The sequence below is a fragment of the Nocardioides sp. cx-173 genome (assembly GCF_021117365.1).
In the GTDB taxonomy this organism is placed as follows: Bacteria; Actinomycetota; Actinomycetes; order Propionibacteriales; family Nocardioidaceae; genus Nocardioides.
The window spans coordinates 1,864,441-1,889,156 of the sequence record NZ_CP088262.1 but is presented as its reverse complement, the minus strand read 5'-3'; the positions used below and the strand labels follow the sequence as shown (position 1 = coordinate 1,889,156).

Sequence of the window (24,716 nt, the reverse complement as noted above, 5' to 3'; positions counted from 1 at the left end):
GAGCACGGCGACACACATTGCTATCCGCTAGACAATGCTGTGCGTCGCACACTATTCTCTCGCTTATGAACGACGACATCCTCACCGGACACCTCCAGGAGCTGCGGCGCGGCACCGTGGTGATGGCCGCGCTGGCGACGCTGTCCCGGCCGACCTACGGCTACGCCCTCCTCGAGACGTTGGCCGAGGCCGGCTTCGCGGTCGACGCCAACACGCTCTACCCGCTGCTGCGGCGGCTGGAGAAGCAGGGCCTGCTGACCTCGGAGTGGAACACCGAGGAGTCACGACCCCGCAAGTTCTACCGGGTCAGCCCCGACGGCGAGACCCTCCTCCGCGCGCTGCTGGACGAGTGGCGCACCCTGCACGCCTCCATCGAAGGACTCAGGTGACCACCATGGCGACCCACCAGACCACCACCACCGGCCGGAGCGCGGCATCGCTGACCGACCGCTACGTCCACGCCGCCACACGCGGGCTCCCCGACAGCCAGCGCGACGACGTGGCCGACGAGCTGCGCGCCAGCATCGGAGACCGGGCCGAGGCCTTGCAGCACGCCGAGGGCCTCGACGCCGAGCGCGCCGAGTACGTCGCCCTGGAGGAGCTCGGCGACCCCGCGCGCCTGGCGGCCGGCTACTCCGGCCGGGCGCTGCAGCTGATCGGGCCCGAGCTCTACCCGGCCTACGTCCGGGTGCTGAGGAGCGTGCTCCTGGCCGCGGTCCCCACGGTCGCCGTGGTCATCGCGATCATCGCGGCCCTTGACGGGGGTTCCGCCGGCAGCATCCTCGGCGAGACCCTGTGGATCGCCGCGACCGTCGCCCTCCACGTGTGCTTCTGGATCACCCTGGCCTTCGCCCTGACCGAGCGAGGGGTCGCCGCCGGAGACGTCCGCGGGTCCCTGGGCGTCCAGTGGGCGCCGGACCAGCTGCCCGACCTGCCGCGGGAGCGGTCCGGCTCGTTGCTGGAGATGGTCTCGACGCTGGTCTGGCTCGGCCTCCTGGCCGGCGCCGTCGTCTGGCAGCAGTTCCGCTCCCCTCTCGGCGACCACGAGCCCGTGCTCGACCCGGACCTGTGGAGCTTCTGGCTGCCGCTGATCCTCGCCCTGATCCTGGTCGAGGCGGCCTTCGAGGTCGTCAAGTACCGCGCCGCGGGGTGGTCGCCCACCCTGGCCACCGTGAACGTCGGGTTGGGCGCCCTCTTCGCGGCCCCCCTCGTCTACCTGGCGGCCGAGGACCGGCTGCTCAACCCGGCCGCCGTGGCCGAGGTCCAGGCGGAATGGTCCGGCTTCGACCCCGAGACCCTCAACGCCGCCATCATCGTCGTCACGCTGGCGATCTGGGTCTGGGACGGCGTCGACGGGTGGCTCAAGACCCGCGCGGCGAGTGCGGCGGCGTGAGACCGGCGGCCTCGAGCCCGACCCGGTCGAGATGGGCCTCCAGCACCGCGGTGAGTCGCTCGGGGGTCACCATCTCCGGACGCGTGGCCGCATGGATCGCCAGGCCGTCGATCAGTGCGAACAGTCGCTCCGTCTCGACCCACCGTAGGTCCGGTCCGGCCTCGGGGAGCAGGCGCATGACCCACCGATCTGACGCCTCTCGCAGCCGGTCGTAGGCCTCGTCGCGCAGGACACGGAGCTCTGAGTCCACCAGGGCCCGCGCCGTGAACGCCACCCAGACCTCGTTCTCGGCGCGGCGCTCGTCGTCCAGGGGCAGCAGCTCGGCGAGCACCAGCTTCGCCGCCGGCAGCGGATCCTCGGGACGCGGCAGTGCCGCGACCCGACTCTCGACCCGCTCCATCACCATGCGCATGGCGAACACCAGCAGGTCGGACTGGCTGCCGAAGTAGTGCCGCAGCGACCCCGGGGACAACCCGGCTTCCCGGGCGACGGCCCGCACCGAGGCGTGCTCCACCCCGTCGCGGCGGATCACCCTCCACACCGCGTGCGCCAGCTCCTGGCGCCGCTGATCTCTGTCCACCATCTTGGGCATCACTCTTTTTAGCACACTCGTGTTACTGTCGGGGCAATCGATCTAGCACACGTGTGCTAATTCTCGCCTCGAGGGTGGAACCGATGAGCTTCGTCGACAGCAGCACCGCACCCCCCTCCGGAGCGCCCGCTCGACGTTCCCGCCTTCCTGGGCACTGGAGCCTCTGGGCGGCAGCCGCGGCGTGGGCAGCGGCCAACATCGCCGTTGCGCTCACGTCACCGACCGCCCTGCCCTTCGACTGGCCGGCGCGCACCGAGCTGGCGACGTGGGAGGTTCTCGCCGAGACCAACCTCGCCATGCTCGAGGTCCTGCTCCTGATGGGGGTGGTCTCTTGGCTCACCCGTCGCCGCTCGGACCTGCGGATCGTGGAGCGTGCACCGGGACGCAGCCTGGCACTGCGCGAGACCGTCGGACTGCTCGCCTACGGCGTTCTCGGCCTGCTGGGTGGGTTCTTCCTGGCGCGCGCCTTCGGTTGGCACCCGTTCGGCCTGCATCTGGCCGGCACCCTGTTCGGGACGCACGCTCAGGTGGATCGGGCCGAGGTGGTGACCTGGGCGGCATACAACTTCGTGATCTATGCCGTGGTCCCGCTGCTCTACTTCCGACGGAAGTACTCCCCCACCGCGCTGGGCCTGAGATCCACGGCGCGGAAGAACGACCTGCTGGTGATCGGCGTCGTGCTCGCGCTGGAGACCTGGTTCCAGATCTTCGCGCTGCAACCCACGAGCCTGGACCTGCCCGCGGGGCTGCTCGTCCGAGGTGCCGCCCTGACGTTCGTCCTCTACCTGTTCGGCACCGTGCTGCCGGCGATGGCCTTCGTGTACGCCATCCTGATCCCCCGCTTCCTGAGACTCACCGGATCCCCCACGGCGACCGTCCTCTGCGGCGGCCTGACCTACGCAGGCTTGCACCTCTGGGACGCCTGGACCGTGTTCACCTCACCCGGACCCGCTGCTCTGTCGATCGCCTTCCTGGCCTTCACCTACCTCGGCCCCGGCATGATCAAGAGCTTCCTGACGCTGCGCACCGGCAATGCCTGGGTGCACGTCTGGGCCTACCACGCCTTCGCGCCGCACACGCTCGTCGATACCCCCCACATCGTCGACGTCTTTCGCCTGCGATGACCGGGCGTTGCCCACCACCTCGCGAACCCGCCCGCGCGGTGGATCCGCCTAGGGCGCCAGGCTGAGATCGGCGTTGGCGGCCTCCGTGCGGACCGCGGAGGAGAGGATGAGGAACGACTCCTTGCCGCGCCCGACGTTCGTGGTCGCGGTGACCCGGTTGGCATAGAGCAGTCCCGCGAGCCGGCCATCGCCGCGTTCGAGGTCGTTGCCGTGGAAGGTGGTGGCGCCGGCGGCGAGCTCGACAGGGCCCCCGATGAGGTGGTTGTCGCTGAAGGCGGCGCTGCCGAAGGCGAGGACCTTCCCGGGGTCCTGTGCCAGGAGGGTCCACGCGAGGGTGTTGCCCTGGACGACCAGGCGGTTCACGCCCGCGTTGAGCTCGAACGGCTCGCTCGCCTGGGCCACGATCTCCTCGAGGCGGGACTCCAGCTCGTCGATCCGGTCCGGGGTCACCACACCGTAGAGGCTCAGCCCGCCCGCGACGAGGTTGCCTCGGACGAAGACGTGGCCGCGCGGGTCCTCGACCGACAGCGCCGCTCGTGGGTAGCCACCCCAGCGATCCTCGAGGTGCTCGCCGAGCCTCGCCAGCTCCGGCTGCAGGTGCTCGAACCGCTCGAACGCTGCGCCGCTGCGGATCAGTTCGGCCGCGGTCACCGCCGCCCGGGCCAGTCGGGGGTCCGCGATGCCGAGCGGTGAGGTGGCGAAGCCCTCGAGCTGGGCCGCGGGGACCCGGCGGCGGGCGAAGCTGGTGCTGCGGTTGTTCTCCGCGACGATCGCGAGCGCCGGGAGGTCCTCGTCGCGGGCGGCGGTGAGCAGGTTGAGCGCGACGCCGCTGAACCGGTCCCGCCCGCCGTCGCGCTCCTGAGGGACGGCCGCCAGGCGGCAGTCGTCCACGCGGGTGGTGCCGCAGTCGCTGAGGTAGATCAGAGTGCCCAGGCTCCGGCCCTCGGTGCGCACTGCCAGGTCGCGCAGCCGCACCTCGTCGACCGAGACACACAGCAGCAGGTGGTCCTCCAGCCCTCCCTGGCCCACGATGTCGATCCCCGCCAGCGACACGGACTCGGCCTTCACGACCTCGAACGGCGAGAGCAGCCGCAACCGGGCGCCGCAGCCGTGGATGTCGAGCCGCCGGACGAAGTCGATGGCCTCGTGCTCGAACTCGTGGTCCCCGGGGAGCAGGCAGAGGCAGACCAGGCCCTGGTGCTTGTCGGCGAGGTCGCGGATCGCCTCCTCGATCCGCCCGTAGTCGCCGCCCTCCCCCACGCTCGCGCAGCAGCTGGCCGCGCCGCCCTCCCCCGCCGGACGCGCGCAGAGCTTGTCCAGGGCCTCCTGCACCGTGGCGACACCGGCGAGGTCGGCGCAGGCCCCGGGCTGGTAGGACACCGTCGCCGCCCGGCGCGTCCGGGCACTGAACCGCACCGGAAGCCCCACCGGCTGGCCCGCGCCGTCGAGCAGCCGGGCCTCCAGCGTCGACTGGTCCGAGCCGGGCGCCACCGACCAGCCCACGCTCGCGGTGCCGTCGGCGGCGGTCGGGACCGTCACCGGTCCGGCGCCGCCGTTGATCGAGCCGCCCCCGGCGGTGAGGGTGAACCGCACCGAGCGATCCGCCACCGGGATCGGGCCGCGGGAGACGCCGACGGTCGGTCGGATCGGCAGCTGGACCGGCGCCGGCGAGAGTGTGCTGGGCGTGACCTCCTGACCGTCGCCGGCGACGTAGAACAGCGAGTCCAGGCCACTCAGCGGCGGGAAGACCGGCCGCAGGTCGGTCACGGTGGCGCCCTCGATCAGCGCGAGCGCGGCGTAGTGGGCGTGGATGCCCGCGGCCGGAAGATCGGCCCCCTCGTGGCCGGTCGGGGCGGCCGTCCGCGCCGGCACCAGCCAGTGGTCGCCGGTGCGGAACCGGCCGCCCGCGGGCGCGGAGGAGAAGCCGACGGTCAGGTTGTGCTCGAGCAGGAGACGTACGCCGGGAGCCGGGATCGTGATCGTCCCACCAGCCAGGGCCGCGTCCGTGACGGCGGTGCCGCCCTCGTCGAAGAGCGTGCCGCCCTGGTCCCAGCGCCGGATCCGCAGGTTGCTGCCGGCCACCGGTCGGCCCTGGGCGTCGAGGACGAAGTCGGTGGCGCCCAGCGGTTGGGTGAGCAGCACCGTGCGGGTCGCCTCGTCGATCCCGCCGCCCGACCGGATCCGGCGTAGGACGCCGGGCTGTCCGGCGAGCTCGCGGGCCTCGTCGAGCAGCTCGATCCACTCCCCGTCGTGCAGCGAGAGCACGTCGTCGGGCCCGAGCCTGTCCACGACCAGCCGGTCCCGAGTGGCCGGGATGGAGGTGACCCGCGCGGCGACGGTCGCGTTGTCGCGCGACCACTTGAAGGTCGCCGCCCCGGCCGGGCCGGGGGTGTGGACCTCGACCCTGTAGAGCTGGTTCTCCACACCGGTGTAGCCGCCGGTCGGCGAGATCTGGCACGGGCTCGGGTCGATGTCGACGGTAGCCGTGCCGACGCTGAGCCGCGCGGTCGCAGGCGGCTCGGCGCCGAGGAACCCGGGGACCGTCGCGAGCGCCGCGCCGGGCACGAAACCTGCCGGCACCGGCACCGCCTTGACCTGCCAGATCGTCCGCATCCGCGTCGTGGTGTCCACTCCCAGCGCGGGCTCCACCAGGTCGGGGTCGTCGACCGCGGTGACCTCGCGGCGCCACACCTTGAGGTAGACCAGCACCTTGCCGGTGCTCGGCAGCGGGGGCGGCGTCGGCAGGTGCGGCTGCGCGTTGTAGGACACGGTGGTGGTGCCGACGAGCTCGGCCAGGGTCGCGCGCCAGGCGTCGGCGGGGCGGCCGTGGTTCTCGGCGAGCACGCCGTCGACGTACATCCGGCCGATGCCGATCAAGGCGGCTCCCCCGCTGAGCGAGATCTTGAACCCGTCGAGCGTCTCGGAGGGGACTCCGGCGCGGCCGATGGTGTCGAGCGCCTCGGCCTGGACGCGCCGCCGGATGTGGGCGGCCTGCTCGTTCCAGTCGGCGTCGGTGAGGATCCGCCCCTGCTGCAGCAGCACCGCGGACTCCCCGTCGCGCGGGTCATGGGTCGAGCGGCTGTAGTCACCGTTCATCGGATGCTCCTCGGTGGTTGTTCAGGACTCATGGACGACTCCCGCACGGAGCCCCAGCCGGAGGTACTCGTCGAGGCGGGTGATCAGGTCTGCGATCCGCTGCGGCTCCTGGAGCCGGTGGTGGGCCCCCATCTCCGACTCGTCCTCCGCGCCGCGCCGGATCGCCTCCGGCGTGCGGGTCGCCAGGCGCGCGTAGGCCGGCGCGGAGAACCGCAGCGAGGCGAAGTGAGGTACGTCGACGGGCTGCTGCGGCGCGCAGCGATGGCGCCGGGGGGCGAGCGACCCCAGGGGCAGGTAGCTGAACCGCGCGCACCCGGCCTGCCGGTTCACGACCTCGACCAGCCCGAGCGCGATCGAGTCCGACATCGACAGCTGCTGAGCGCGGATCCTGCCGATCACCGTGGCGGACTCGAGGGTGAGCGCGCCGACGGCGGACCCGCCGGCGCCGATCGCCTCGAGGCCGGCGTCCGTGGCATCGACGATGCTGTGGATGACCGTCATCCGGGTCCGGGCCGCACCCTTGAGCGCGCCCACCACGCTGTGCTCGACGGTGAGCTCGGTGCGGTCGCGTCGGACGTCGACCCCCAGCGCGCCCGCGGTCACCGGGCTCCCGTCCGGCTGCAGCCGCGCCCCGGGCACCAGCGTGCAGTGCCGCACGGCCAGCCGGTCCAGCTGGCTGCCGGCCGGCACCACCACCGGGCGGTTGGTCAGCTGCAGCCCGTTGAGCTCCACCTCCGAGCCGGACCCGCCCTGCACCGTGAGCTCGCCCGTCAGTGCCAGGGTCGGTCGGCGCCCGTCGGCAGCGCGGAGCTGGATCATCGCGCCGGGCAGCACGGTGATCGTGAGGCTCTCGGCGTAGGTGCCCGAGTCGGTGATCTCGACGGTGCCCGAGCCGGCCAGCGCGTCGAGGCCCGCCTGCACGGTGGGATGGTCCTGAGGCACCCGGACCACCGCGCCCGCGAGGCCGCCGAAGGTGTGCGCCCGCGGGTACTCCCCACCGAAGGCGCCGTTCACCCCGGCCCGGTGGAACATGACCTCGACCCGGGTGGGAGTGCCCGAGACGGCGAGCCGGCCGAGCACCGGGTCGACCAGCACCTTCCCGGCTGCGGGGGTGCGCATCCAGCCGCCCGGGGCGTCGGCAAGATTGGCCGCGACCACGTCGGCGACGGGCACCAGCGCGTCGTCCAGCCAGATCGCCAGGCTCGACTCGGGCCCGTACAGCCTCGGCAGGTCGTCGAGCAGGCGCCGCCTGGTGATGGGTCCCGGGACGTTGAAGGGCTCGGCGAGGTGGCTGATCTCCTCCTCGCGCTCGGGGCGCTGGACCAGCTGGCAGTCGATGCCGAGCGGGTGGAAGCGGTAGCGCTTCGCGTCCTCTCGGACCCCCGGCGAGCCCTCCAGGCGCAGCGCGTCGAGGCGCCAGACGAAGCAGGCGATGTTGCCCACGTTGGGCCGCGAGGCGCCCTGCTCGATCGCGCGCACGTCGAGGGCCCGGGCGAACGCGTCGAACGCCGAGCCGACCCGGTCCGTCGCGGCGCCCTCGCGCATCGACGGCGCGACCCGGTGGTGGCGGCGGACATGGTTCATCGACTGGGTGGTCGCGAGGCGCGTGAAGAGCTCGGCCACCGCGGCCCCCGGGAAGCCGGTCACGTCGCGCGCCAGCTGCTCGAGCATGGAGGCCGTGCCCTTGCGCCGGCGCAGCGCGATCGTGTGGCCGATCTCGGCCCGCCGGCCCCGGGCCGACCCGGTGCCCGACCCGACACCCGGCGTGCTCCCGTGGAGCAGCCGGTAGCCGATCAGGTCGCCGAGATAGGGCAGCACCCAGGGTGCGGCGGTCTCCACGAACAGGTCGTCGTAGAGCTGGTCGACGCTGTCCTCCAGGACCGCCACCTGCCGCGCGACCAGCTCGAGCAGGGCACCGAGCGGTCCGCGGGCCAGCGCGGCGCGCAGCTCCTCGCGGCGCGCGGAGTCCTGGGCGTCCGCCGCGCCTCCCAGCGCCTCCAGCGCGAGCAGCTCGGCCTGCGCACCCGCGCTCAGCTGGGCCGGCAGCCGCCCGGCGAGCTCCTCGTCGCGCAGCCGGTAGATCGCCGGCAGCAGGGCCAGCAGGTCGGCGCCCGTGGTGGTCACGTCATCACCTCCACGCTCAGGTTCTCCTCGCGGAGCTCGAGGAGCTCGGCACCGACCGGCTCGCCCGTGGCGGCGTCAAGACCGCCGGGGTGGACCGGCACCCGCTCCTGGACCTCGACCCCCGCCGGCGCGTCCGGGCGGCGCAGCCGGTCGACGTCGACGGCGACGACGCCGGGGGCGCCGTGCGCGATCGTGACGACCTCGTCGATGCTCGTGCGCTGGCCGAGGTCCCGGCTCTCCCAGCCGTACGCCGCCAGCAGTCCCGCGCGCACCCCCGCGACGACCGTCTCGGCGACGTGGTCGGGGTCGGGCAGCACGCGCAGCGCGAGGGTGAGCGGCACCGGACGGTGGCGCATCAGCGCCAACGGGAGCCTGGGGTCACCCGCGTCGCGCAGCGCGGAGCGCAGCCGCAGCAGGGTGGGCGCCGAGGCCTCGACCACCGCGCCGCCGGGTCCGGTCACCGTGGCGACGACCCCGCGCGCGGGCCCGGTCGGGACCCAGACGGCGCCGGCCTTGGTGATGCCGGGGTGGGCGCGGGCGAAGTCCTCGACGTCGAGCAGCGACACCACCCGGTCCAGCGTGCGGACGGTGACCGGGGCGTTGCGCCGCGCCAGGTCGAGGGGCTCGGGGTCCTCGCCGCCGGTCGCCGCAGCCGGGTTGGTCACGCCGGTCACCCCCAGCGGCCGCGACAGCAGCGTGGTGACCTGGCCGGCGCGCACGTTGCCGTCCTCCCCGAGCCCGGTGCGGTAGTCGGCGCGCACGTTCGCCTGGCCGGTGGGCAGCCGGGCGCCCTCGACGCCGTCGCCGAAGCGGACCAGCGTGGTGCTGTCGTCGCGGGTCTCCAGGACGTACACGCGCTCGTCCGGCCCGGCCTCGAACAGGGTCGGGCGCCGCCTCCAGAGGACGCCGTCGACGCGGATGTCGAGTGCGGACGCGCGGCCGGTGGCGTCCGCGGTCCAGGTGAGCGGCCGCTGCTTGAGGACGAAGGCCTGGCCGGCCGCGGTGGCGTCGCCGCTGCCCAGGATCTCCCCGACGCTCACGCCCTCGGTGGCCGACGCGACGTTGGCGTTGAAGCTCGAGGTGGCCCGGTCGTAGGACCGCGAGAGCGGGGTCGCGAGCCGCACCGTCGTACGGCCGTCGGCGACCGTGACCGCGTCGGCCCCCTCGGCGACGAGGACGACCTCCGAGACGACCGGGGCCCCGGCTCCGGAGCCGTACGGAGGCCCGTGGACGGCGAGCGGCTGCCCGGCGGCGAGGGACACCTCGGCGTCGAGCACCACCTCCCGCCCCTCGACGGCGCCGGTGAGCTCGTCGGGAGCGAGCGAGAGCTCCTCGCTGGCCGCACGGACGGTGCACTCGCGCCGGGCGAAGGCGGGAGGGTCCGCGAAGGCCAGATCGAGGCTGACCCGGGTGACCTTGGCGGCCAGCCCGAAGTCGCTGCGTGAGGGGTGGGAGACCGCCGTCGCCTTCGCCAGGTGGGCGCTCGCGCCCGCCTGCTGCACGTAGAGCCAGCCGCCGGTCACCACCTCGGAGTAGGCCTGGTCGAGGTCGACCTCGTCGGTGGGCAGGTCGAAGTCGTTCCAGGTCCCCGCGCCCACATCGGCCAGCTCGGCCAGCGAGGTGCCGGAGGTCGACATCAGGCGGGGGTCGGGGGCGTTGTGGCCGAACATCGGCGCCCGCAGCCGGAAGACGTGCACCGTCGCCCCCGCGACGGTGATCGCCGGACCGATCGCGCCCTGCCAGGTCACCACCGTGGTGTCGCGCCTGGCGTCCTCTGCGACGTCGACCAGGACCCGCACCGCCCAGTCGGTGCCGCTGGGCTGGACCGCGCGGGTCGCGCCGAGCAGGAGCATCCGGTCGCCGCGGGCCAGCCGGTGCCCGGTGCCGGCCAGGGTGAGGGAGGTGCGGCCCTGGAGCGTGGTCGGCCACGCATCGCGGGCGGGCGGCACGGCGTTCCACTCGGCCCGAGCCACGATCGGGGCGACAGTCTCGAAGGTCACCGGGGCCTCGTCCTGGCCAGGAACGCTCTGGACCTGGGTGCCGACGTGCACCGCGACCGGCTCGGCCGGCCGGCGCGGGAGGGTGCGCGCCTCCTCGACGGTGAAGGCCAGCCAGGCGTCCGCCGCCACGCCGGGGTCGGGGCGGTAGCCGATCAGCCGGGACAGCTCGACGACCGAGAAGCGCTCGGTGGCGGTGCGCAGGAACGACTCGTGCGCGAGGCGCTCGGTGTAGAAGGTCAGCACGTCGGCCATCGCGGCGAACCCGTCGGCGAGCGCGATGGTCGGGTCCACGTCGTCGCGGGCGCCGAGCCCGCCGAGGGCGGGCAGGTCGTGCTCGGAGAGCCCGCGCAGGATCGCGCCCTTCACCGAGCTGTGCCGCGCGACCCGGTAGCCGATCGAGGACTGCCCCGGGGCGTTGTCGACCGGCTCCGGGGTCTGCGGGACGACCGGGTCGCAGCCGCAGCCGCAGCCGTCGGCGCAGGTCCCGGGCTCGCTCATCGGTTCACCTCACTTCCCGCCGTGCAGGACGATCCGGAGCACGCCGTGCTCGGGGAAGTCGGGGTCGTTCTCCAGTCGCGCGACCTCGAGCCGGCCCAGCGTGAGCCGGCCCTCCGCGAGCGGCACCGGCGACGCCGAGCCGAGCCGTTGGAAGACCACGGCCCGGGCCGAGTCCACGCCCGTCACGGCTCGGGCGCGCGCCAGGATCGGCGAGACGTGGACGGCCTGGCCGAAGGTGAAGGTGTCGGGGTGGAAGTGGCCGCGGGTCCCGTCGCCGTTGTCGCGCGCCGACAGCGCCGCAGCGAGGCGCTGACGGACCTCGGAGCGGAAGTGGTCGGCGGCCACGCAGACCTCCAGCTCGAGCTCGAGTGCGACGAACCGCGGGCCGTCGATCTCCAGGTCGTACCCGGCCAGCCGGAACGGCTCGAGATGCTCGAGGAGGGCCTGCTCGAAGTCGGCGTCGACGAGGGTGTCGGTGCCGGTCTCCCCGGCGGGGTCGACGGTGAGGAACACCGTGTGCCAGCTGCCGGTCCACCGCAGCGTGGCGGCGGCGCGCTGCACGGTGGGTGACTGCATCGACACCCGCTCGTAGTCGGCCGGGGTGACCGCGCGGCGCTGGGTCCGGAACGCCTCGGGCGCGCGGCGCCGTGCCTGCTCGATGGTCTCGGGCTCGGTGCCGCCGACGGCCGGCACCGGGTTGCGCACCCCGGTGACCCGCCCGTCCGCGGTGACGACGTGGCCCAGCGAGTCCGCGCCGACGTTGCCCGCGGCGCCGTTGCCGTGCCGGTAGGCCGCGGTGAAGGCCTCCGCGCTGCGTGGCGTCCGGCCGTGGCCGTGGCTGCCGAAGCGGAGCCGGCAGACGCCGTCGGCCTCGAGCTCGGCGACGACCTCGGGGCTCTCGGCGCCCGCGTCGAGCAGGTCGGGGACCGCGGTCCAGTCGGTGGCGTCCCCGTCGAGGACGCTGCGGGGCCACAGCGCGGGCCGCGCGGCAGCCGGGTCGCCGACCAGTGCGTACGCCGCGGGCGCGGCCGGGTCGAACCGCCGCCGGACCGACGCGCCGTGCGGGCCCCGGACCCGGACGGTCGAGGCCTGGGTCAGCGGCGCCTCGGCCAGCGTGGGCCGGAACCGGGCACCGCTCGCGGTCCCGAGGACCTCCCCCGTCACGGTACGGCCGTGGTCGGCCAGGACGACGTTGCCCCACGCCTGCGCGCCCTGGGTCACCGGCGACCGGCCTGCCGCGATGTCCCCCGACGCGGTCACGCACAGCCCGAAGGGCAGCGCATCGGCGGGCGCCCAGGTCACCTGGGTGATCCGGGCCGCGGTCAGCGGGTCGGTCAGGGGGGCGGGCCCGTCGAAGGCGGTGGCCGAGGTGAGCCGTACGGCGTGCCGCTGCGTCGGATCGGCGTCGGCGGCCTGCCCGGTCACCGGGCTCTTGGTCTGGGCCAGGACCAGCACGTCACCCTCCGCCAGGTCCGGGAAGTGGCCCGCGAGGGTCGCCTCCGTCGTGCCCGGCGGCAGCGCGAAGTCGGGGAAGGCCCAGTCGTAGACCGCCATCGCGTCGTGCGCGGCCCGCAGGTGCAGCACCGGGGCCGCGGACCGGTCGAGCTCGGCCACGACCGGCTCGAACCACTGCGCCCGGCTCGCGAGCGCGCGCGTCTCGTCCCGGGAGCCCGGCGCGACCCGCGCCGGCAGTTCGGGCAGCCGGGTGAGGAACCTCAGGTCCCCGGCCACGAGGTCGACGTCGGCGCTGACCCGCACCTGGACCCAGGTGCGGGCGTTGCAGCCGTCGTGCATCGCGTAGTCGACCAGCCGCGCGTGCCGGCGTACGGAGCGGCGGAAGCGGGCGGTGCCGAGGTAGGCCTCGGTCGCCACTGCGTCCTGGGCATAGCTGAGCCGATCGCCGACATAGGCGAACAGCTCGACGAGCGCGACGCCGAGGTCGGCCGGCGACCGGTCGGACCAGGTCGGGCTCAGCAGGGAGATCCGGTCGAGCATCAGTCGCCGGAACGACGCGTAGTCCTTGGCCAGGTAGTCCAGCCGCGGCTGCGTCGGGCTGTCCCCCAGGCAGACGTGGCCCTGGCGGCAGTCCAGGTCGCTGGGGCAGTCGACCTTGAAGGTGAAGTCGACCCCGTTCAGCAGCGGGTCGAAGCCCTCCGGCGGGCGCCGGTCGATCGCGGAGCGCACGATCTCGAGGCGGTAGCGCGAGGTGTCGCCGGCGACGCTGGTCCGCAGGGTGACGCCGTCCGTGCCGGTGGCCAGGACCGCGACCGACGGCGCGGGGATCCGCTCCCCGCCGAGGAGGAGGATCCCGCTCGCGCTCAGACCGGCCTGGTGGGTGGCGGTCAGGTCGTTGACGAAGCGCACGGTGAGCTTGCGCTGCCACAGCAGCTGCTCGCGCTGAGGTCCGGGCGGGAGCGAGGAGTACGCCGCCTGCTGGGCCGGCGGCAGCTCGGTGGGCACGAGGTCGGCCACCTCGAGCCAGTCGATCGCGTTGAGCGCGGGCGTGGCGGCGATGGCCGCGCGGCGTACCTCGGCGTCGAGGCACCGGAAGACGAGCGGGTCCATCAGCCCACCCCTTCCCGCTCGTAGGTCTCGACGTGGCCTTCGCCGGTGCGCACCTCGGTGAACGCGACCGTGACCCGCAGCGTCGAGTCGCTGGCGTGGACGTCGACCCGGTCGACGGCGATCAGGTCCCCCAGCCACTGCTGGAGCGCGGCCTGGACGAGGAACTCCGTCGCCGACCCGAGCTCGTCGCCGAGTCCCTCGAAGGGCAGCTGTCGCAGCCCCGACCCGAACGTCGGCCGGTTGACCCGCTCACCGGGCTGGGTCATGAGCACCTGCTCCACCAGCCCGCGCAGCCACCCCGAGTGGGTGGCGTCGGCCGTGCGGCCGCGGCCGTCGAAGTGGAAGGGGTGCTCGAGGTGCATGGCCGTTCCTAGGTCGCGAGGACGCGGGTCTGGCCCGAGACGGGCAGGAGTGGCGTGGCGGTCGGGACACAGGTGGCCAGCCCGGTCGCGAGGACCACGGGCTGTCCGGAGACCAGGACGCGGACCGACCCGATCGTCCACTGGGCGCTGACGCAGGGACCGTTGCCCGCGGGCGGCACGAAGGCGCAGCCGGCGACGAGGTAGGGCGCCGGCAGGGTCGCGACCGGCATCGCGCTCACCAGCACCCGCGGCATCGGCGCCGAGGGGGTCGCCATGCCGCCGTGGGCGCAGGTGACCACGGCTCCGGCGTGCAGGATGGGCCCGGGCATCTCAGATCACCGTCAGGGCGCCGGCGTTGACGGTCACGGTCGGGCCGGTCATCACGATCGAGGCACCCTTGCCGTTCTGGATGAAGATCCCGGTGTCGTTGACGATCAGGGTCGCGCCGGTGGTGCTCTTGAGCATGATCCCGCCGGTCGGGCCGGGCAGGTCCGAGATCGCGATCGCGTTCTGTCCGGCGGTCTGCAACACGATGCTCGGCGAGGCCGGCAGCCCGTTGAGGGCGAGGGTCGGCGGGTCGGCGGGCGTCCCCCACCGGCACCCCGACCAGATCGGCCGCGAGGGGTCGCCGCGCTCGAACTCCACCCACACCCCCGCGCCGATCGGTGGCACGAACCAGGTGCCCATCGGGGGGCCGGTCGGGCCGGCGAGCGGCACGCACGCCTCGGCCCAGCTCGACGGGGTCAGGCCGAGGGCATCGGGCGCCTCGACCAGCAGCCGCCCGCGCATCATCGGGTCGATGTTGTTGATCACGGTGCCTCGGTACTTGCCGAAGTGCCGGGTCGCGGTCGCGGTCATGGTCATCGGGGAGCCTCTCTAGACGGGGACCACGGGGGTCGGCGAGATCAGGCCGTCACGCGAGAGCGAGAACGACTGCTTGTAGGAGTGCGGCTTGAGGTCGTGGGTGACCCGGTTGACGTAGTAGAGGCCGTCGTAGGCCGTCCCGGCGCCGCGCACCCCGACGAGCTGACGAGCCCGGAGCGGGCGCCCGTAGGCCAGCACGTCGAGGCTGCCCTCCCCCGTGATGGCGTCGGAGGCCTTCATCAGGTCGCCGATGATCCGCTTGGCCGCCTCCGCCGGCTCCAGCGGTCCACCGTCCTCGGCGAACTCGACCCGCGCCGGCGGTGTCGGCCGCAGCCCCAGCGGCGGCTTGAACGGGTTGAGGTTCGGCACCGGGATCGGGATCGGGACCTTGTGGGTCACCGGGTCGAAGATCGTGTAGACGGTGATCTTCTTCGCCTTGCCGTCGAGGCTGAACGACAGCGCGTCGACGTTGGTGGCCTCGTCGAGGTTGACACTGAGCGCCGGCTGCGGCACCGGGACCCGGACGTCCGGCCCGAAGTAGGCGATGCTCGAGCCGGGCAGCGGCCCGGGGTCGAGATGGAAGACGTAGCCGCAGCGCGCAGCGTGCTGCTGGATGTAGTCCAGGTCGGTGCCGGTGTGGGTGTCGATCCCCTCCAGCGGGTTGCGCACCGCGCTGACGATCGGCGGCACGACGATCGGGGCGATCCCGAAGACGGCGTACTTGGCCAGGATCGCGTAGAGCTGGGTGACCTCCGGCATCGCCGGGTAGCGCATGAACGGCATCTCCACCAGGTCCATCAGCACGCTGAGGTCCTCGCCGGTGATCGTCAGCGTGGACGCGCCGGGCGTGTTGGACGGGGTGAGCTCGTGGTGGGTCACCACGCCGTCGATGAGCACGTGCGGCAGGCCGCGGATCGTGACCATGACGATCACCCGGGACACGATCGGGTCGAAGTACCCCACCGGCAGCAGCGTCCGCAGCAGGTCGGAGGCCCGGCCGGCCTCGAACACGACCTGGAAGCCCGACTGCTGCGGGCCGGTCGTGACCCGCACCGAGCTGACCGCCTCCATGACGCTGCGCGGCGCGGGCACCGGCACACCGGGGCCGATGAGGAGGGTGAGGTCCGCGGACTCGATCATGGCGCTCCTCCCGGGATGCCCTCGGACAGGGTGATCCGCAGTCGCCGGCCGACCCGCGCGGTGAGCTCGTCGGGGTGCAGCGAGGGGTTGGCGTCGCAGATCCGCCAGAACAGCTCGGGATCCTGCAGCGCCACGGCGGCGATGAGGTCCAGGCGGTCCTCCGGGGCCACGACGTGCTCGCCGACGTGGACGAGCGCGGCCGGGTCGGGCAGGAGCCGTCGTCGCAGGTAGCGCAGCGGGTTGCCCTGGGCGTCGAGCAGCGTGGCCACCGGTGTCGCGTGGTAGCGGCTGTGCGGAGGGAAGGGCGAGACGCTCGCCGCGCTCTGGGACAGCAGGCCGGCAAGCTGCCGACGGGCCAGGTCGTCGCTCACGGGACACCTCCGATGCCGAGCGTGCTGAGCGGCGCCGTGGACACCGTCCTGGAGAGGGACTCCTTGGCCCGCAGATAGGACAGGTAGATGCCGCCCCCGCGGCGGTCGTAGCCGAGGTCGCCCGCGGTCAGCACCCGCATCCCGAGGGAGACCTTCGCGCGGATCGGGTTCAGCAGCGCGTCGAAGGCCTCCTCCGTGACCGCGAACTCGGTGACCTGGACCGGCAGGATCCGCTTCGCGCTCCACACGAACAGGGTCAGCGGCCCCTGCGCCGGGAGGATCTCGATCGCCCCCGACGAGGCGCGCGCGTCACGGCGGACCAGGTCCGCGACGCTCGGGTGGACCAGGCTCTCCAGCGCGGCCAGCTGCGGATGCACGCCGAGCCTGACGGTCGCGGCGTGTCGGTCGGGCTTCTCCATCGCATCGGTGGCGTCGACCTCCGCCTCGATCTTGAGCGTCTCAACCGGAGGTCCGGTCACCCGCAGCGCCTCGGTGACGTCGGCGCCCTCCGCAGGCTGCTGGAGCTTGAGGTTGCGAACCAGGCTGTCGGGGTTGTACTGCAGGCTCACCACCCGGCGTACGGCACCGCTCCCGGCGTCGACCTGCACCAGGCCGCCCTTGACCAGGCGCGGGCCGATCATGGAAGCACCACTCTCGTCACCTCGGCGGCCACCTGCCGACCCAGCCCCGCCGCCTCGGTGCCGAGGGGCTCGTCGAGCCGGACCCGCACGTCGGGGTGCATCTGCGTCTCGGCCATGCCCGCGGCACCGTCGGACAGCCGGCCCTCGAGGGCCTCGCGCAACGCGGTCTCCACGGCCTCCCGCAGAGCCGCCTCGTCGCCGACGCCGGCGGGCACCACCAGGTCGTCGACCGTGAGCTCGACGTGGAGGAGTCGCGCCGTGGGGCGGCTGCCTCGCGCGGTCACGGCTTCGCTCCCTTGGTGCGACCGCCGTAGCCGCGCACCCGCGGCTCGATCCCCTCGATCTTGAAGTACTTGCCCACGAGCGTGTAGAGCGTCCCGGTCTTGAGCGTCAGCGGGTTCTTCTTGTCGAGGTACTGAATGCCGTAGTTGCGGTACCACGTGCCGTTGAACGCGTGCCGGTTCTTCTCCCGGTTGAGCGGCCACAGGTTGGAGTACTTGTTGCTCCCCTGGAACGCCAGGTCGGTGAGGTGGTCGATGTCCTTGTCCTCCCACTGGCTGTAGCCGGCCCGCTTCAGCGCGGCCCGGAGGTTGTCGACGGGCTTGGCCTCGCGCTCAGTGCTCTTGCGCAGGAGCACGGAGTCCTTCTTGACGATGTTCGAGCTGTCGACGCCGATGGGGATCTTCTCGCCGGACTTCAGCGTCACGTCCTGCGGCGGGTCGGTCATCTTGAAGTCCACCGGGTTGCCGTCGATGGTGAGCTTCAGCGGCTTGGCGTAGCCCGGGTACCAGGACTCGTGCTTGTACCAGTAGATCGGGATCGGGTCGCTCTTCTCGCCGGTGTGCAGCCCGGTCAGGTCGTCGACGTCCACGATGTCGCGCCGGGCCGCGTTGCCCATCCGGCCGACGACGGTGAACCCCGACCGGTCGGCGGTGGTGTGGTCGACCACGTCGAGGGCGGCGTAGGTGTAGGCGGTCTGGAACGGCGCGATCGTGGCGGTGATGTTCGTCTTGGTCCTGCTCGCCGCGTCCAGCTTCGCGACCGCGGCGGTGACGGCCTCGCGACCCTCCTCCCAGCGCTCGCGGTAGCCCATCATCACCGTCGCGTCGGTCTGGCCGGGTGCGCCCTTGCGGGTGATGACCAGCCGCCACTCCCCCTTGCCGGCGACCCGCTCGACGCGCACGCTTCGGCACACCTTGGTGTGCTTCTTCTTGATCTTGTTGCCCTGCGTGCGCAGCGAGCTCTTGGTCGCCCCCTCGGGGAGGTTGCGCCCGGGCAGTGCCTTCACCTTCGCCACGACCTGCAGCCACTCGGACTCGTCCGGCCCGCCCGGCGTCTGCTTGGGGTCCTTCGGGTCCTTGGGGTCCTTCGGGTCCTTGTTGGCCGCGTCCGGCTCCCCTGGCTTCTTCTTGGCCGGGTCCAAGTCCGGCTCCCCTGGCTTCTTCTTGGCCGGGTCCGGGTCCGGCTCCCCGAGCTTCTTCTTGGCCTGCGGTGAGTCGTCGGTGTCCGGCTTCTTCGTCGGGTCCTGGGTGTCCCCCGGCTTGGCCGGCGACTTGGGTTTGCCGGTGTCCTCGTGGGAGGGCGGCTTCTTGCCCGGCTCCTGCGGCTTGGCCGGGTCCTTCGCGGGGTCGGCGTCGCCCTTCTTCTTCTTGGCATCGTGCGGCGTGGCGGGCTTGCCCGGGTCCTTCTTCTTCGGGTCCGGGGTCTTCGCCTTGGGCTTGCGCTTGGCCGCGGAGAGCTGGGTGCGGGTCTTGGCAGCTCCGGGCGCCTTGTAGCCCTTCTTGCCCGAGCTCGCCCGGTCGATGATGCTGAGCAGCCGGTCGCTGAGGTCCTTCTCGGCCGTCAGCTCGTGGATCTTGGAGCCGGTCTCGCGGGCGAGGAAGCCGACGAAGGGGTAGAGCAGGACGCCGACGAGGACCGCCTTGTAGGTGAGCAGCTTCACCGACTCCAGGTCGCGGCCGCTGGCGCGGTACCTGGCCATCAGCGCGTCGAGCTCCTGCAGCCCCTGGGGGATGTTGAACAGGATCTGCCGGAGCTGCTCCTCGTCGTGGACGGCGTCCTCGGGGATGTCGAAGTACTCCAGCAGCGTCCCGACGCCGGTGTTGCTCTCCAGCTGCAGCAGCATCTTGTCCACGAGCTGGTTCTCCAGCTCTTCGAGCTTCTGCTGGGCCAGCTCGACCGCCTGCTCGTCGAGGTTGGGGTCCTCGACCTGCTCGCGCAGCGTGCCCAGCTGAGCGAGACCCTCGGCGAAGTTCGTCTCGAAGGACTTGTAGGTCGCGTAGGCCGCGCTGACCTTGGCGACGATGCTCGTGATCCGCTGGTAGGTCGAGTAGACCTGCTCGACCTTCTGGAGGAACTTGCGCAGCTTGTTGAGCCGCTGGATGAGCATCACCCCGCGGGCGGCGGCGAGGCCGGTGCCGATCGGCCCGGTCAGCGCGCCGATGATGTAGCTGGCACCGAGCTCGGCGGCCAGCCAGAGGATCTCCTCCAGGACGTAGTCCCGGATCCCGGCGATGCTCTTGGTCAGGTCCTTCGCGGACTCCTCGATCTTCGCCGACTTGGTGCTGGCGCCCGCGAGGAGCCCCTCGAGCATCATCATCTCGCGGAAGACCGGGAGCTTCTCCAGCTCGATCGGGTCCAGGTCGGCGTTCTGCTCGTCGAGCAGCGTGTCGTGGGTGACCTTGGCGTGGATCTTCTTCAGGTTCGCCAGCTGCTGGTTGACCTCGCCGGTGGCGTCGCCCAGCTTCTGGGTGCTGCTGGCGGAGGTGTCGAGCGCGATCTTGACCTGGTCGGGCAGCGGGCCCGACTTGGCGTCGGTCAGCAGGTGTTGGTTGATCCGGAGCAGCTCGCGGTCCGAGGGGCTCATCGCGAGGTACTTGTCGAGCTCGTCCGAGGCGTCGATCGGGTCCTCGGAGGTCGCGGCGGCCTCCTTGAGGTACTTCAGGACGTCGGCGAGCTCGGAGGCGCTCATCTCGGCGAGCTTGGCGAGCTGCTCCTTGCTCATCGGCTTGCCGCCGACGTCGGGCAGCGACTTGAGGTCCTTCAGCAGGCGGTCGACCTTCGCCTGTTTCTCCGCGTCGGTCTCCGGCGGTAGCCGCTCCTCGCCCCCGGTCTTGTCCCCGGCCTTGTCGCCCCCGGCCTTGTCGCCGGCCCCCTTCTTGTCCCCGGCCTTGTCGCCCCCGCCCTGGTCGCCGGCCCCCTTCTTGTCCCCGGCGCCGGCCCCCGAGCCGGTGTCGGTGGAGGAGCCCGTGGCCCCGCTGCCCTCGCCGTCCTTGCCGCCCTTCTGGGGCGAGGGCAGCTCCTCCGCACGGGTTCCCGGACGGCGCTTGTCATAGACGATCAGCTCGTAGTCCGACGTCGCGAGCTCCTGCCACTTGTAGGGCGGCGTCGACGGGTAGTCGAAGAACCAGCCATCGGTCTTCGCGACGGGGTCGCCCTTGCCGGTCACGACCTTGTCATTGTCGGTGGAGTCCTTGACGTGCTTGCCCGTGTAGGTCCCGGCGTCCAGGTTGGTCTTGGGATTCATCGTCAGGCGCATGGTCGTGTCGTCGGCGAGCGTGACGTTGATCTGCTTGGTCTTGCGGTAGATCACCACGCGCTTGATGCCCGGCGCGGTCTTGGCCTGGCGCTGCACCGTCCCGGCCAGGGACGGCGTCGTGGACTGTTGGACGACGTGAGCCAGCTCGTGCGCCATCAGCCGCCGGCCACCGGTGCTGGCCAGCTCCGGCGGCCGCGAGAACGTGATCGAGCTCCCCCGGGTGTAGGCGTGCGCCCCCAGCGCGTCCGCGTGAGCAGCGGCCGCGGTGTCGGCGTGGATGCGCACCTGGGAGAAGTCGAACCCGAAGCGCGGCCCGAAGAACGACGACTCCTCGCGCGTCAGCGGCCGGCCGGCGCCGCCGCCGGACCCGGCGTACGTCCCGGTCCGGCCGGGGGCGTACGACGAGCTCGGCTGCGCCGACATGACGGTGTCCGCGGTCCGGTCGGCGAGCGCCTCGTAGGCGTCGCCCGCGGGGCGCACCACCGCTCCACCGGAGTCCGCACGGTCGTGGCTGCACTCGCGCCCGGTGCTCATGCGTCCCACCCCGCGAGGTCGCTCGGCGAGACCGTGCGCTCGGCCTTGGCGAGCTCGGCCCGCGCGGCCCAGGCCACCTCGGCCATGCCCACCGGCCGGTCCGCCGCCGCGGCGCGGAACGCGGCGGCCACGGCGATGTTGCGGATGGCACCGCCGCTGATCGCGAGCCGCGACAGCGCCCGCGGGTCGAGGCCCTGGGTCGGGGTCTTGTCGGGGAAGGCGCCCTGCCAGATCCGGGCCCGGTGCTCGGCGTCGGGGAAGGGGAACTGCACGATGAAGCCGAGGCGCCGGACGAAGGCCGGGTCGAGGTTGGCCCGGGCGTTGGTCGTCAGGACGGCCAGGCCGCGATAGGTCTCCATGCGCTGGAGGAGATAGCTGACCTCGATGTTGGCGTAGCGATCGTGGCTGTCGCGCACCTCGCTGCGCTTGCCGAAGAGGGCGTCCGCCTCGTCGAAGAGCAGGATCGCGCCGGTCGCGTCCGCGCCGTCGAAGACCAGGCGCAGGTTCTTCTCGGTCTCGCCGATGTACTTGCTGACCACCGCGGAGAGGTCCACGTGGAGCAGGTCGAGACCGAGCTCGTGGGCGATCACCTCGGCAGCCATGGTCTTGCCGGTGCCGGACTCGCCGGCGAAGAGCGCGGTGACGGCGAGGCCGCGGGCGCTGGTGTCTGCGAAGCCCCAGTCGTCGTGCACGATCCGCTTGGCCAGCACCTGGTCGGCCAGTGCGTGCAGCAGCTCGAGCCGGTCCCCGGGCAGGACGAGGTCCGACCACCGGGCGCGTGGCCGGATCGGGCGCACCAGTCCGCCCAGCTCGGCGTGCTGCAGCTGGCCGCGGACGGCCCGCCCGAGGTCCGCGGGGTCCGTCGCGTCGGCGGTCAGCCGGGAGCACTCCACGATCTCCCGAGCGCTGAGCCGGTGGGTGGACGACATCAGGTCGGCGGCGTCCTCCCACTCACGCCCCTCGTGGTGCTCGGCCAGGGCCGTGCGCCAGAGCCGGCGCTGCTCCGGAGCGTCCGGTCGGCTGACCTCGAGACGGACCACGCCCGGCAGTCCCACCGGGGCCCGCGAGCAGACGACCACCGGCCCGTCGACCCGCTCGAGCCAGCCCGCGAGCGGAGCCTCCGGGCCCCCCTCCTCGACGTCGATCACCAGCGCCAGCCCCGAGAGCAGGGAGTCGCGGGTCCAGACGGTGGCGAGGAGGTCGCGCTCGCCAGGCAGCACCGGCAGGTCGTGCGCGCGCACCAGGAACGGCTCCAGGCCCAGGGCGGCACAGGCTGCCCAGGAGACGTCCAGGCGCCCGTCCCGGTCGTCTCCGTGCAGCGCCGCGGCGCCCCAGGGCGACGAGGGGTCGGCCCAGGATCTCGCGATCTGGACCGCCAGGTCCGCGTGCGGTGCCGGCAGCAGCTCGGGTGCTCGGAGCCTGGTCACGACGGGCGCCAGCAGGACGTCCACGTCGTCGACCCCGACGAGGTAGTGCAGGACCCGCTCGCAGATCCGCAGCGGAGCGTGGGCCACCGGCCCGGGTCCCACCTGCAGGAGCTGCCAGCGGCGCAGGGTCGCCGCCGGGGTGATCGCCGACCAGTGCGGGTCGGGCAGCAGCTCGTGCGCCAGCGACCACGACACCTCGCCCGTGCTCGCCGCCACCGCCTGCGCGAGACCGGTGTGCAGCTCCACCCCGGCGCAGAGCCCCAACAGTCCGCGCTCGAAGGGGGTCAGCCCGAACGCCTCGCCCACCCGGTCCAGCGAGGTCGGCGCCGAGGGTCGCTCCCGCTCGCTCATCCGGGCGCCGCCCGCCAGGCTCGCGGCGAGGCGCTCGAACTCCTCGTGCAGGCCGCGCTGGTTGGCCTCGAGCTCGGCGACGTCGGGCCAGTCGGTCACGCTCACGAGATCACCACCCTGCGGTCCAGGAAGACCGGGGGGCTCACCGCGCGGTCGACGACGGCCGAGTCGATGCCGTCGACGCGGAGCCGGGTCAGGTGTGACCCCGCGGGCGCGTCGCGCACGACGAACTGCAGGCTGGTGGTGGCGGGTGCGGGATGCGGTCGCGCCGGGACCTCCCGGGTGCCGAGGATCAGGGAGACCTGCTGGTCGGGGAAGACGCCGGGGCTGCAGGCGATGCTCAGCGTGACGTCCCCGCCTGCGTCCCGCGTCACGGCGATCGGGAACGCAGTGACGATGTGCGGCGCGACGACGAGCGGCAGCCGGTTGGTGGTCGAGGCAGGGGAGGTCGGGTCGGGCCGGACCTCGACGGTGACGTCGTAGGTCCCGACCGGCAGGGTCGCCGGCACCCCGAAGCTGAGCACCTGCGCGTTCGCACCGGCCCCGACGTCGACCTCGACGACCACGGCGCGGCGCTGGTCGACGAGGTGGACGATCCGACTGGTCCCCGCGAGCAGCTCTCCGGTGACGGTGACCGTGCCTCCGGCCTCGACCACCTGCTGGCCGGCCGCCGGCTGGAGCGCCACCAGCGTGGGGAAGCGCGGTCGCAGGTCGGCGGCCACGGCCACGCCCGCCTCCGCGCCGCCCGGAAGCCTCCCCCCGCGCACCAGGACGGGCAGCGCCGATCGCACGGGCGCCGGGGTCTCGATCAGCACGACCGAGGCGCTGTAGTAGAAGCTGGGGCGGTACTTCGCCTGCAGTGCCGACCACAGCCGGGAGGCCTCCTCGCCGGTGATCGACTCCGGTGCGATCCGCAGCAGCTCGACCTGGGTCGCCAGACCCGCGGCCGCGAGGTCGGTCGGGAGCAGGGCCGCGAGCTGCTCGCGGGTGAGGACCGGGTGCTGGTGGAGTGCCTCCATGCCGTGGCCCAGCAGCTTCTCGGGGTGGAGCTGGCCGGCGCCGTAGGCCGAGAGCATGAAGTGCAGGTCCACCGCGAGCGGCGGGTTGGCGGTCTTGGTGCCGTTCGCGTCGTACGAGGGAAGCTCGACGTTGCGCCACCCCTGGTTGAGGGAGAGACGGTGGAGGAAGACGTTGAGACCGAGCTTGGCGCCGGTGCCGCTGAGCGTCAGCTGGTCCGGAGGCACCGCCGAGACCGTCGCGTGTCCCCCGCCGACCGCGGCGTCGATGTCCGCGCCGGCGAGCCACTCCTCGAGCAGGCGGCGGATGGCCTCGGTGGCGGCCGCGACAGCAAGCGCGGTGCTCATGACCGGCCCCGGTTGGGCCGCTCGAGGTAGCCCTCGAGGCTGAGCCGCGGCCGGTACGCCGGACGCGGCGGCGCCACCGGTGCGTCCGGCCGCGGGCGGGTCTCGGTCCGGGCCGGGTCGGGCGGGCGGATCTCGATCCGCCCGATGCTGATCGAGACCGTCGTCGACCGGCTCGGCCTCGGCTCCGGGCCCTCGCTGCGGTGCGTCGCCTCCCCGGGAGCCGGCTGGGCCGGCGCCGGCGCCGGCGCGGGCAGCATCGGCGTCGGCAGCGCCGCCTGACTCGGTGCCGGACCCGGTGCCTCGTCGGTGACCGTCGGCCGGACCTCGACCAGCGGTGGCGCGGCGCGCGGCTCGCGTCGGGCCACCGGGGCTCGAGCCCGCTCGATCGGCGGTGACTCGGCGTCCGGGCGCCGCTCGCGGTCCCCCATGACGCGCACGCCGGGATCGCGGACCGGTGGGAGCGGCCGAGGGCGAGGCGTCTCCGCCGCGGGTCGCGGCGGAAGGACCGGGTCCGGCTGCGGCGCGCGCACGACCGGCGACTCCACCGCCCGCTGCGAGATCACGGACCGCGACGGATCCTGCGCCGGCTCGCTGGGGTCTCGCGTCGCGATCGCGAGGTCCTCGACCTCCCGCAGGGCCTCCGAGACCGGCTCGTAGCGCGACGGAAGCTCCGGGCGCACCCCCAGGCGCGGGCTGCGCTGCCGCTCCACGAGCCGGTCCAGGAAGTCCACG

The 24,716-nt window shown here is 73.1% G+C and carries 19 protein-coding genes; 3 read left to right on the top strand and 16 right to left on the bottom strand.

The genetic code is table 11. The features are described from left to right. Positions 1–65: 65 nt before the first annotated feature. On the top strand, positions 66–389 hold the full coding sequence (locus tag LQ940_RS09160; protein ID WP_231243701.1) for a PadR family transcriptional regulator: 324 nt from the start codon (positions 66–68) through the stop codon (positions 387–389). Positions 390–394: 5 nt separating this feature from the next. Beyond that, entirely contained in the window at positions 395–1,393 is a 999-nt protein-coding gene (locus LQ940_RS09155; protein ID WP_231243700.1) for a permease prefix domain 1-containing protein, read from the top strand. Here LQ940_RS09155 and LQ940_RS09150 read toward each other — a convergent pair. Then, entirely contained in the window at positions 1,362–1,985 is a 624-nt protein-coding gene (locus LQ940_RS09150; protein ID WP_231243699.1) for a TetR/AcrR family transcriptional regulator, read from the bottom strand. The two genes, LQ940_RS09155 and LQ940_RS09150, sit on opposite strands and share 32 nt — an antisense overlap. Before the next feature lie 83 nt (positions 1,986–2,068). Between LQ940_RS09150 and LQ940_RS09145 the strand changes: the two genes are divergently transcribed. Continuing rightward, complete coding sequence (locus LQ940_RS09145) at positions 2,069–3,109, top strand: hypothetical protein (RefSeq protein WP_231243698.1); 1,041 nt, start codon at positions 2,069–2,071, stop codon at positions 3,107–3,109. A gap of 48 nt (positions 3,110–3,157) precedes the next feature. On the opposite strand, the gene LQ940_RS09140 is transcribed toward LQ940_RS09145, so the two are convergent. From LQ940_RS09140 to LQ940_RS09070, 15 genes are read right to left on the bottom strand one after another with little or no spacing between them, the layout of a single operon-like run. Beyond that, on the bottom strand, positions 3,158–6,205 hold the full coding sequence (locus tag LQ940_RS09140) for a DUF6519 domain-containing protein (protein ID WP_231243697.1): 3,048 nt from the start codon (positions 6,203–6,205) through the stop codon (positions 3,158–3,160). 21 nt (positions 6,206–6,226) lie between these two features. Further along, positions 6,227–8,329, bottom strand: a complete 2,103-nt coding sequence (locus LQ940_RS09135) for a hypothetical protein (RefSeq protein WP_231243696.1) — start codon at positions 8,327–8,329, stop codon at positions 6,227–6,229. Next, positions 8,326–10,827, bottom strand: a complete 2,502-nt coding sequence (locus tag LQ940_RS09130; protein ID WP_231243695.1) for a putative baseplate assembly protein — start codon at positions 10,825–10,827, stop codon at positions 8,326–8,328. Before LQ940_RS09130 ends, LQ940_RS09135 begins: the two co-directional genes overlap by 4 nt. Before the next feature lie 9 nt (positions 10,828–10,836). Continuing rightward, complete coding sequence (locus LQ940_RS09125) at positions 10,837–13,392, bottom strand: putative baseplate assembly protein (RefSeq protein WP_231243694.1); 2,556 nt, start codon at positions 13,390–13,392, stop codon at positions 10,837–10,839. After that, on the bottom strand, positions 13,392–13,754 hold the full coding sequence (locus LQ940_RS09120) for a GPW/gp25 family protein (RefSeq protein ID WP_231243693.1): 363 nt from the start codon (positions 13,752–13,754) through the stop codon (positions 13,392–13,394). The genes LQ940_RS09125 and LQ940_RS09120 overlap by 1 nt, the downstream gene beginning before the upstream one ends. Positions 13,755–13,762: 8 nt before the next feature. After that, positions 13,763–14,083, bottom strand: coding sequence for a hypothetical protein (locus LQ940_RS09115; protein ID WP_231243692.1), 321 nt, complete (start codon positions 14,081–14,083; stop codon positions 13,763–13,765). 1 nt (position 14,084) lies between these two features. After that, the gene (locus LQ940_RS09110) at positions 14,085–14,618 is read right to left on the bottom strand and encodes a phage baseplate assembly protein V (RefSeq protein WP_231243691.1); all 534 of its coding nucleotides are present in this window, start codon (positions 14,616–14,618) and stop codon (positions 14,085–14,087) included. Between the two features lie 12 nt (positions 14,619–14,630). Then, positions 14,631–15,758 carry a hypothetical protein gene (locus LQ940_RS09105; protein WP_231243690.1) on the bottom strand — a complete coding sequence of 376 codons (1,128 nt, stop codon included), beginning with the start codon at positions 15,756–15,758 and terminating at the stop codon, positions 14,631–14,633. Continuing rightward, complete coding sequence (locus tag LQ940_RS09100) at positions 15,755–16,129, bottom strand: hypothetical protein (RefSeq protein ID WP_231243689.1); 375 nt, start codon at positions 16,127–16,129, stop codon at positions 15,755–15,757. Before LQ940_RS09100 ends, LQ940_RS09105 begins: the two co-directional genes overlap by 4 nt. Beyond that, positions 16,126–16,770, bottom strand: coding sequence for a hypothetical protein (locus LQ940_RS09095; RefSeq protein ID WP_231243688.1), 645 nt, complete (start codon positions 16,768–16,770; stop codon positions 16,126–16,128). The genes LQ940_RS09100 and LQ940_RS09095 overlap by 4 nt, the downstream gene beginning before the upstream one ends. Then, the gene (locus LQ940_RS09090) at positions 16,767–17,054 is read right to left on the bottom strand and encodes a hypothetical protein (protein ID WP_231243687.1); all 288 of its coding nucleotides are present in this window, start codon (positions 17,052–17,054) and stop codon (positions 16,767–16,769) included. Before LQ940_RS09090 ends, LQ940_RS09095 begins: the two co-directional genes overlap by 4 nt. Further along, a complete protein-coding gene (locus LQ940_RS21740; RefSeq protein ID WP_269214824.1) occupies positions 17,051–20,842 on the bottom strand; it encodes an eCIS core domain-containing protein in 3,792 nt (1,263 codons plus the stop codon). Before LQ940_RS21740 ends, LQ940_RS09090 begins: the two co-directional genes overlap by 4 nt. Continuing rightward, positions 20,839–22,725: an ATP-binding protein gene (locus LQ940_RS09080; protein ID WP_231243686.1), complete on the bottom strand. Its 1,887-nt coding sequence runs from the start codon at positions 22,723–22,725 to the stop codon at positions 20,839–20,841. Before LQ940_RS09080 ends, LQ940_RS21740 begins: the two co-directional genes overlap by 4 nt. After that, positions 22,722–23,984, bottom strand: a complete 1,263-nt coding sequence (locus LQ940_RS09075) for a DUF4255 domain-containing protein (protein ID WP_231243685.1) — start codon at positions 23,982–23,984, stop codon at positions 22,722–22,724. Before LQ940_RS09075 ends, LQ940_RS09080 begins: the two co-directional genes overlap by 4 nt. Continuing rightward, entirely contained in the window at positions 23,981–24,715 is a 735-nt protein-coding gene (locus LQ940_RS09070; RefSeq protein ID WP_231243684.1) for a hypothetical protein, read from the bottom strand. The genes LQ940_RS09075 and LQ940_RS09070 overlap by 4 nt, the downstream gene beginning before the upstream one ends. Position 24,716: the final 1 nt, after the last annotated feature.

Coding starts and splice junctions, on each gene's coding strand:
- LQ940_RS09160 (WP_231243701.1), top strand. CDS start 66: ATGAACGACGACATCCTCACCGGACACCTCCAGGAGCTGCGGCGCGGC.
- LQ940_RS09155 (WP_231243700.1), top strand. CDS start 395: ATGGCGACCCACCAGACCACCACCACCGGCCGGAGCGCGGCATCGCTG.
- LQ940_RS09150 (WP_231243699.1), bottom strand. CDS start 1,985: ATGCCCAAGATGGTGGACAGAGATCAGCGGCGCCAGGAGCTGGCGCAC.
- LQ940_RS09145 (WP_231243698.1), top strand. CDS start 2,069: ATGAGCTTCGTCGACAGCAGCACCGCACCCCCCTCCGGAGCGCCCGCT.
- LQ940_RS09140 (WP_231243697.1), bottom strand. CDS start 6,205: ATGAACGGTGACTACAGCCGCTCGACCCATGACCCGCGCGACGGGGAG.
- LQ940_RS09130 (WP_231243695.1), bottom strand. CDS start 10,827: ATGAGCGAGCCCGGGACCTGCGCCGACGGCTGCGGCTGCGGCTGCGAC.
- LQ940_RS09125 (WP_231243694.1), bottom strand. CDS start 13,392: ATGGACCCGCTCGTCTTCCGGTGCCTCGACGCCGAGGTACGCCGCGCG.
- LQ940_RS09120 (WP_231243693.1), bottom strand. CDS start 13,754: ATGCACCTCGAGCACCCCTTCCACTTCGACGGCCGCGGCCGCACGGCC.
- LQ940_RS09115 (WP_231243692.1), bottom strand. CDS start 14,083: ATGCCCGGGCCCATCCTGCACGCCGGAGCCGTGGTCACCTGCGCCCAC.
- LQ940_RS09110 (WP_231243691.1), bottom strand. CDS start 14,618: ATGACCATGACCGCGACCGCGACCCGGCACTTCGGCAAGTACCGAGGC.
- LQ940_RS09105 (WP_231243690.1), bottom strand. CDS start 15,758: ATGATCGAGTCCGCGGACCTCACCCTCCTCATCGGCCCCGGTGTGCCG.
- LQ940_RS09095 (WP_231243688.1), bottom strand. CDS start 16,770: ATGATCGGCCCGCGCCTGGTCAAGGGCGGCCTGGTGCAGGTCGACGCC.
- LQ940_RS21740 (WP_269214824.1), bottom strand. CDS start 20,842: ATGAGCACCGGGCGCGAGTGCAGCCACGACCGTGCGGACTCCGGTGGA.
- LQ940_RS09075 (WP_231243685.1), bottom strand. CDS start 23,984: ATGAGCACCGCGCTTGCTGTCGCGGCCGCCACCGAGGCCATCCGCCGC.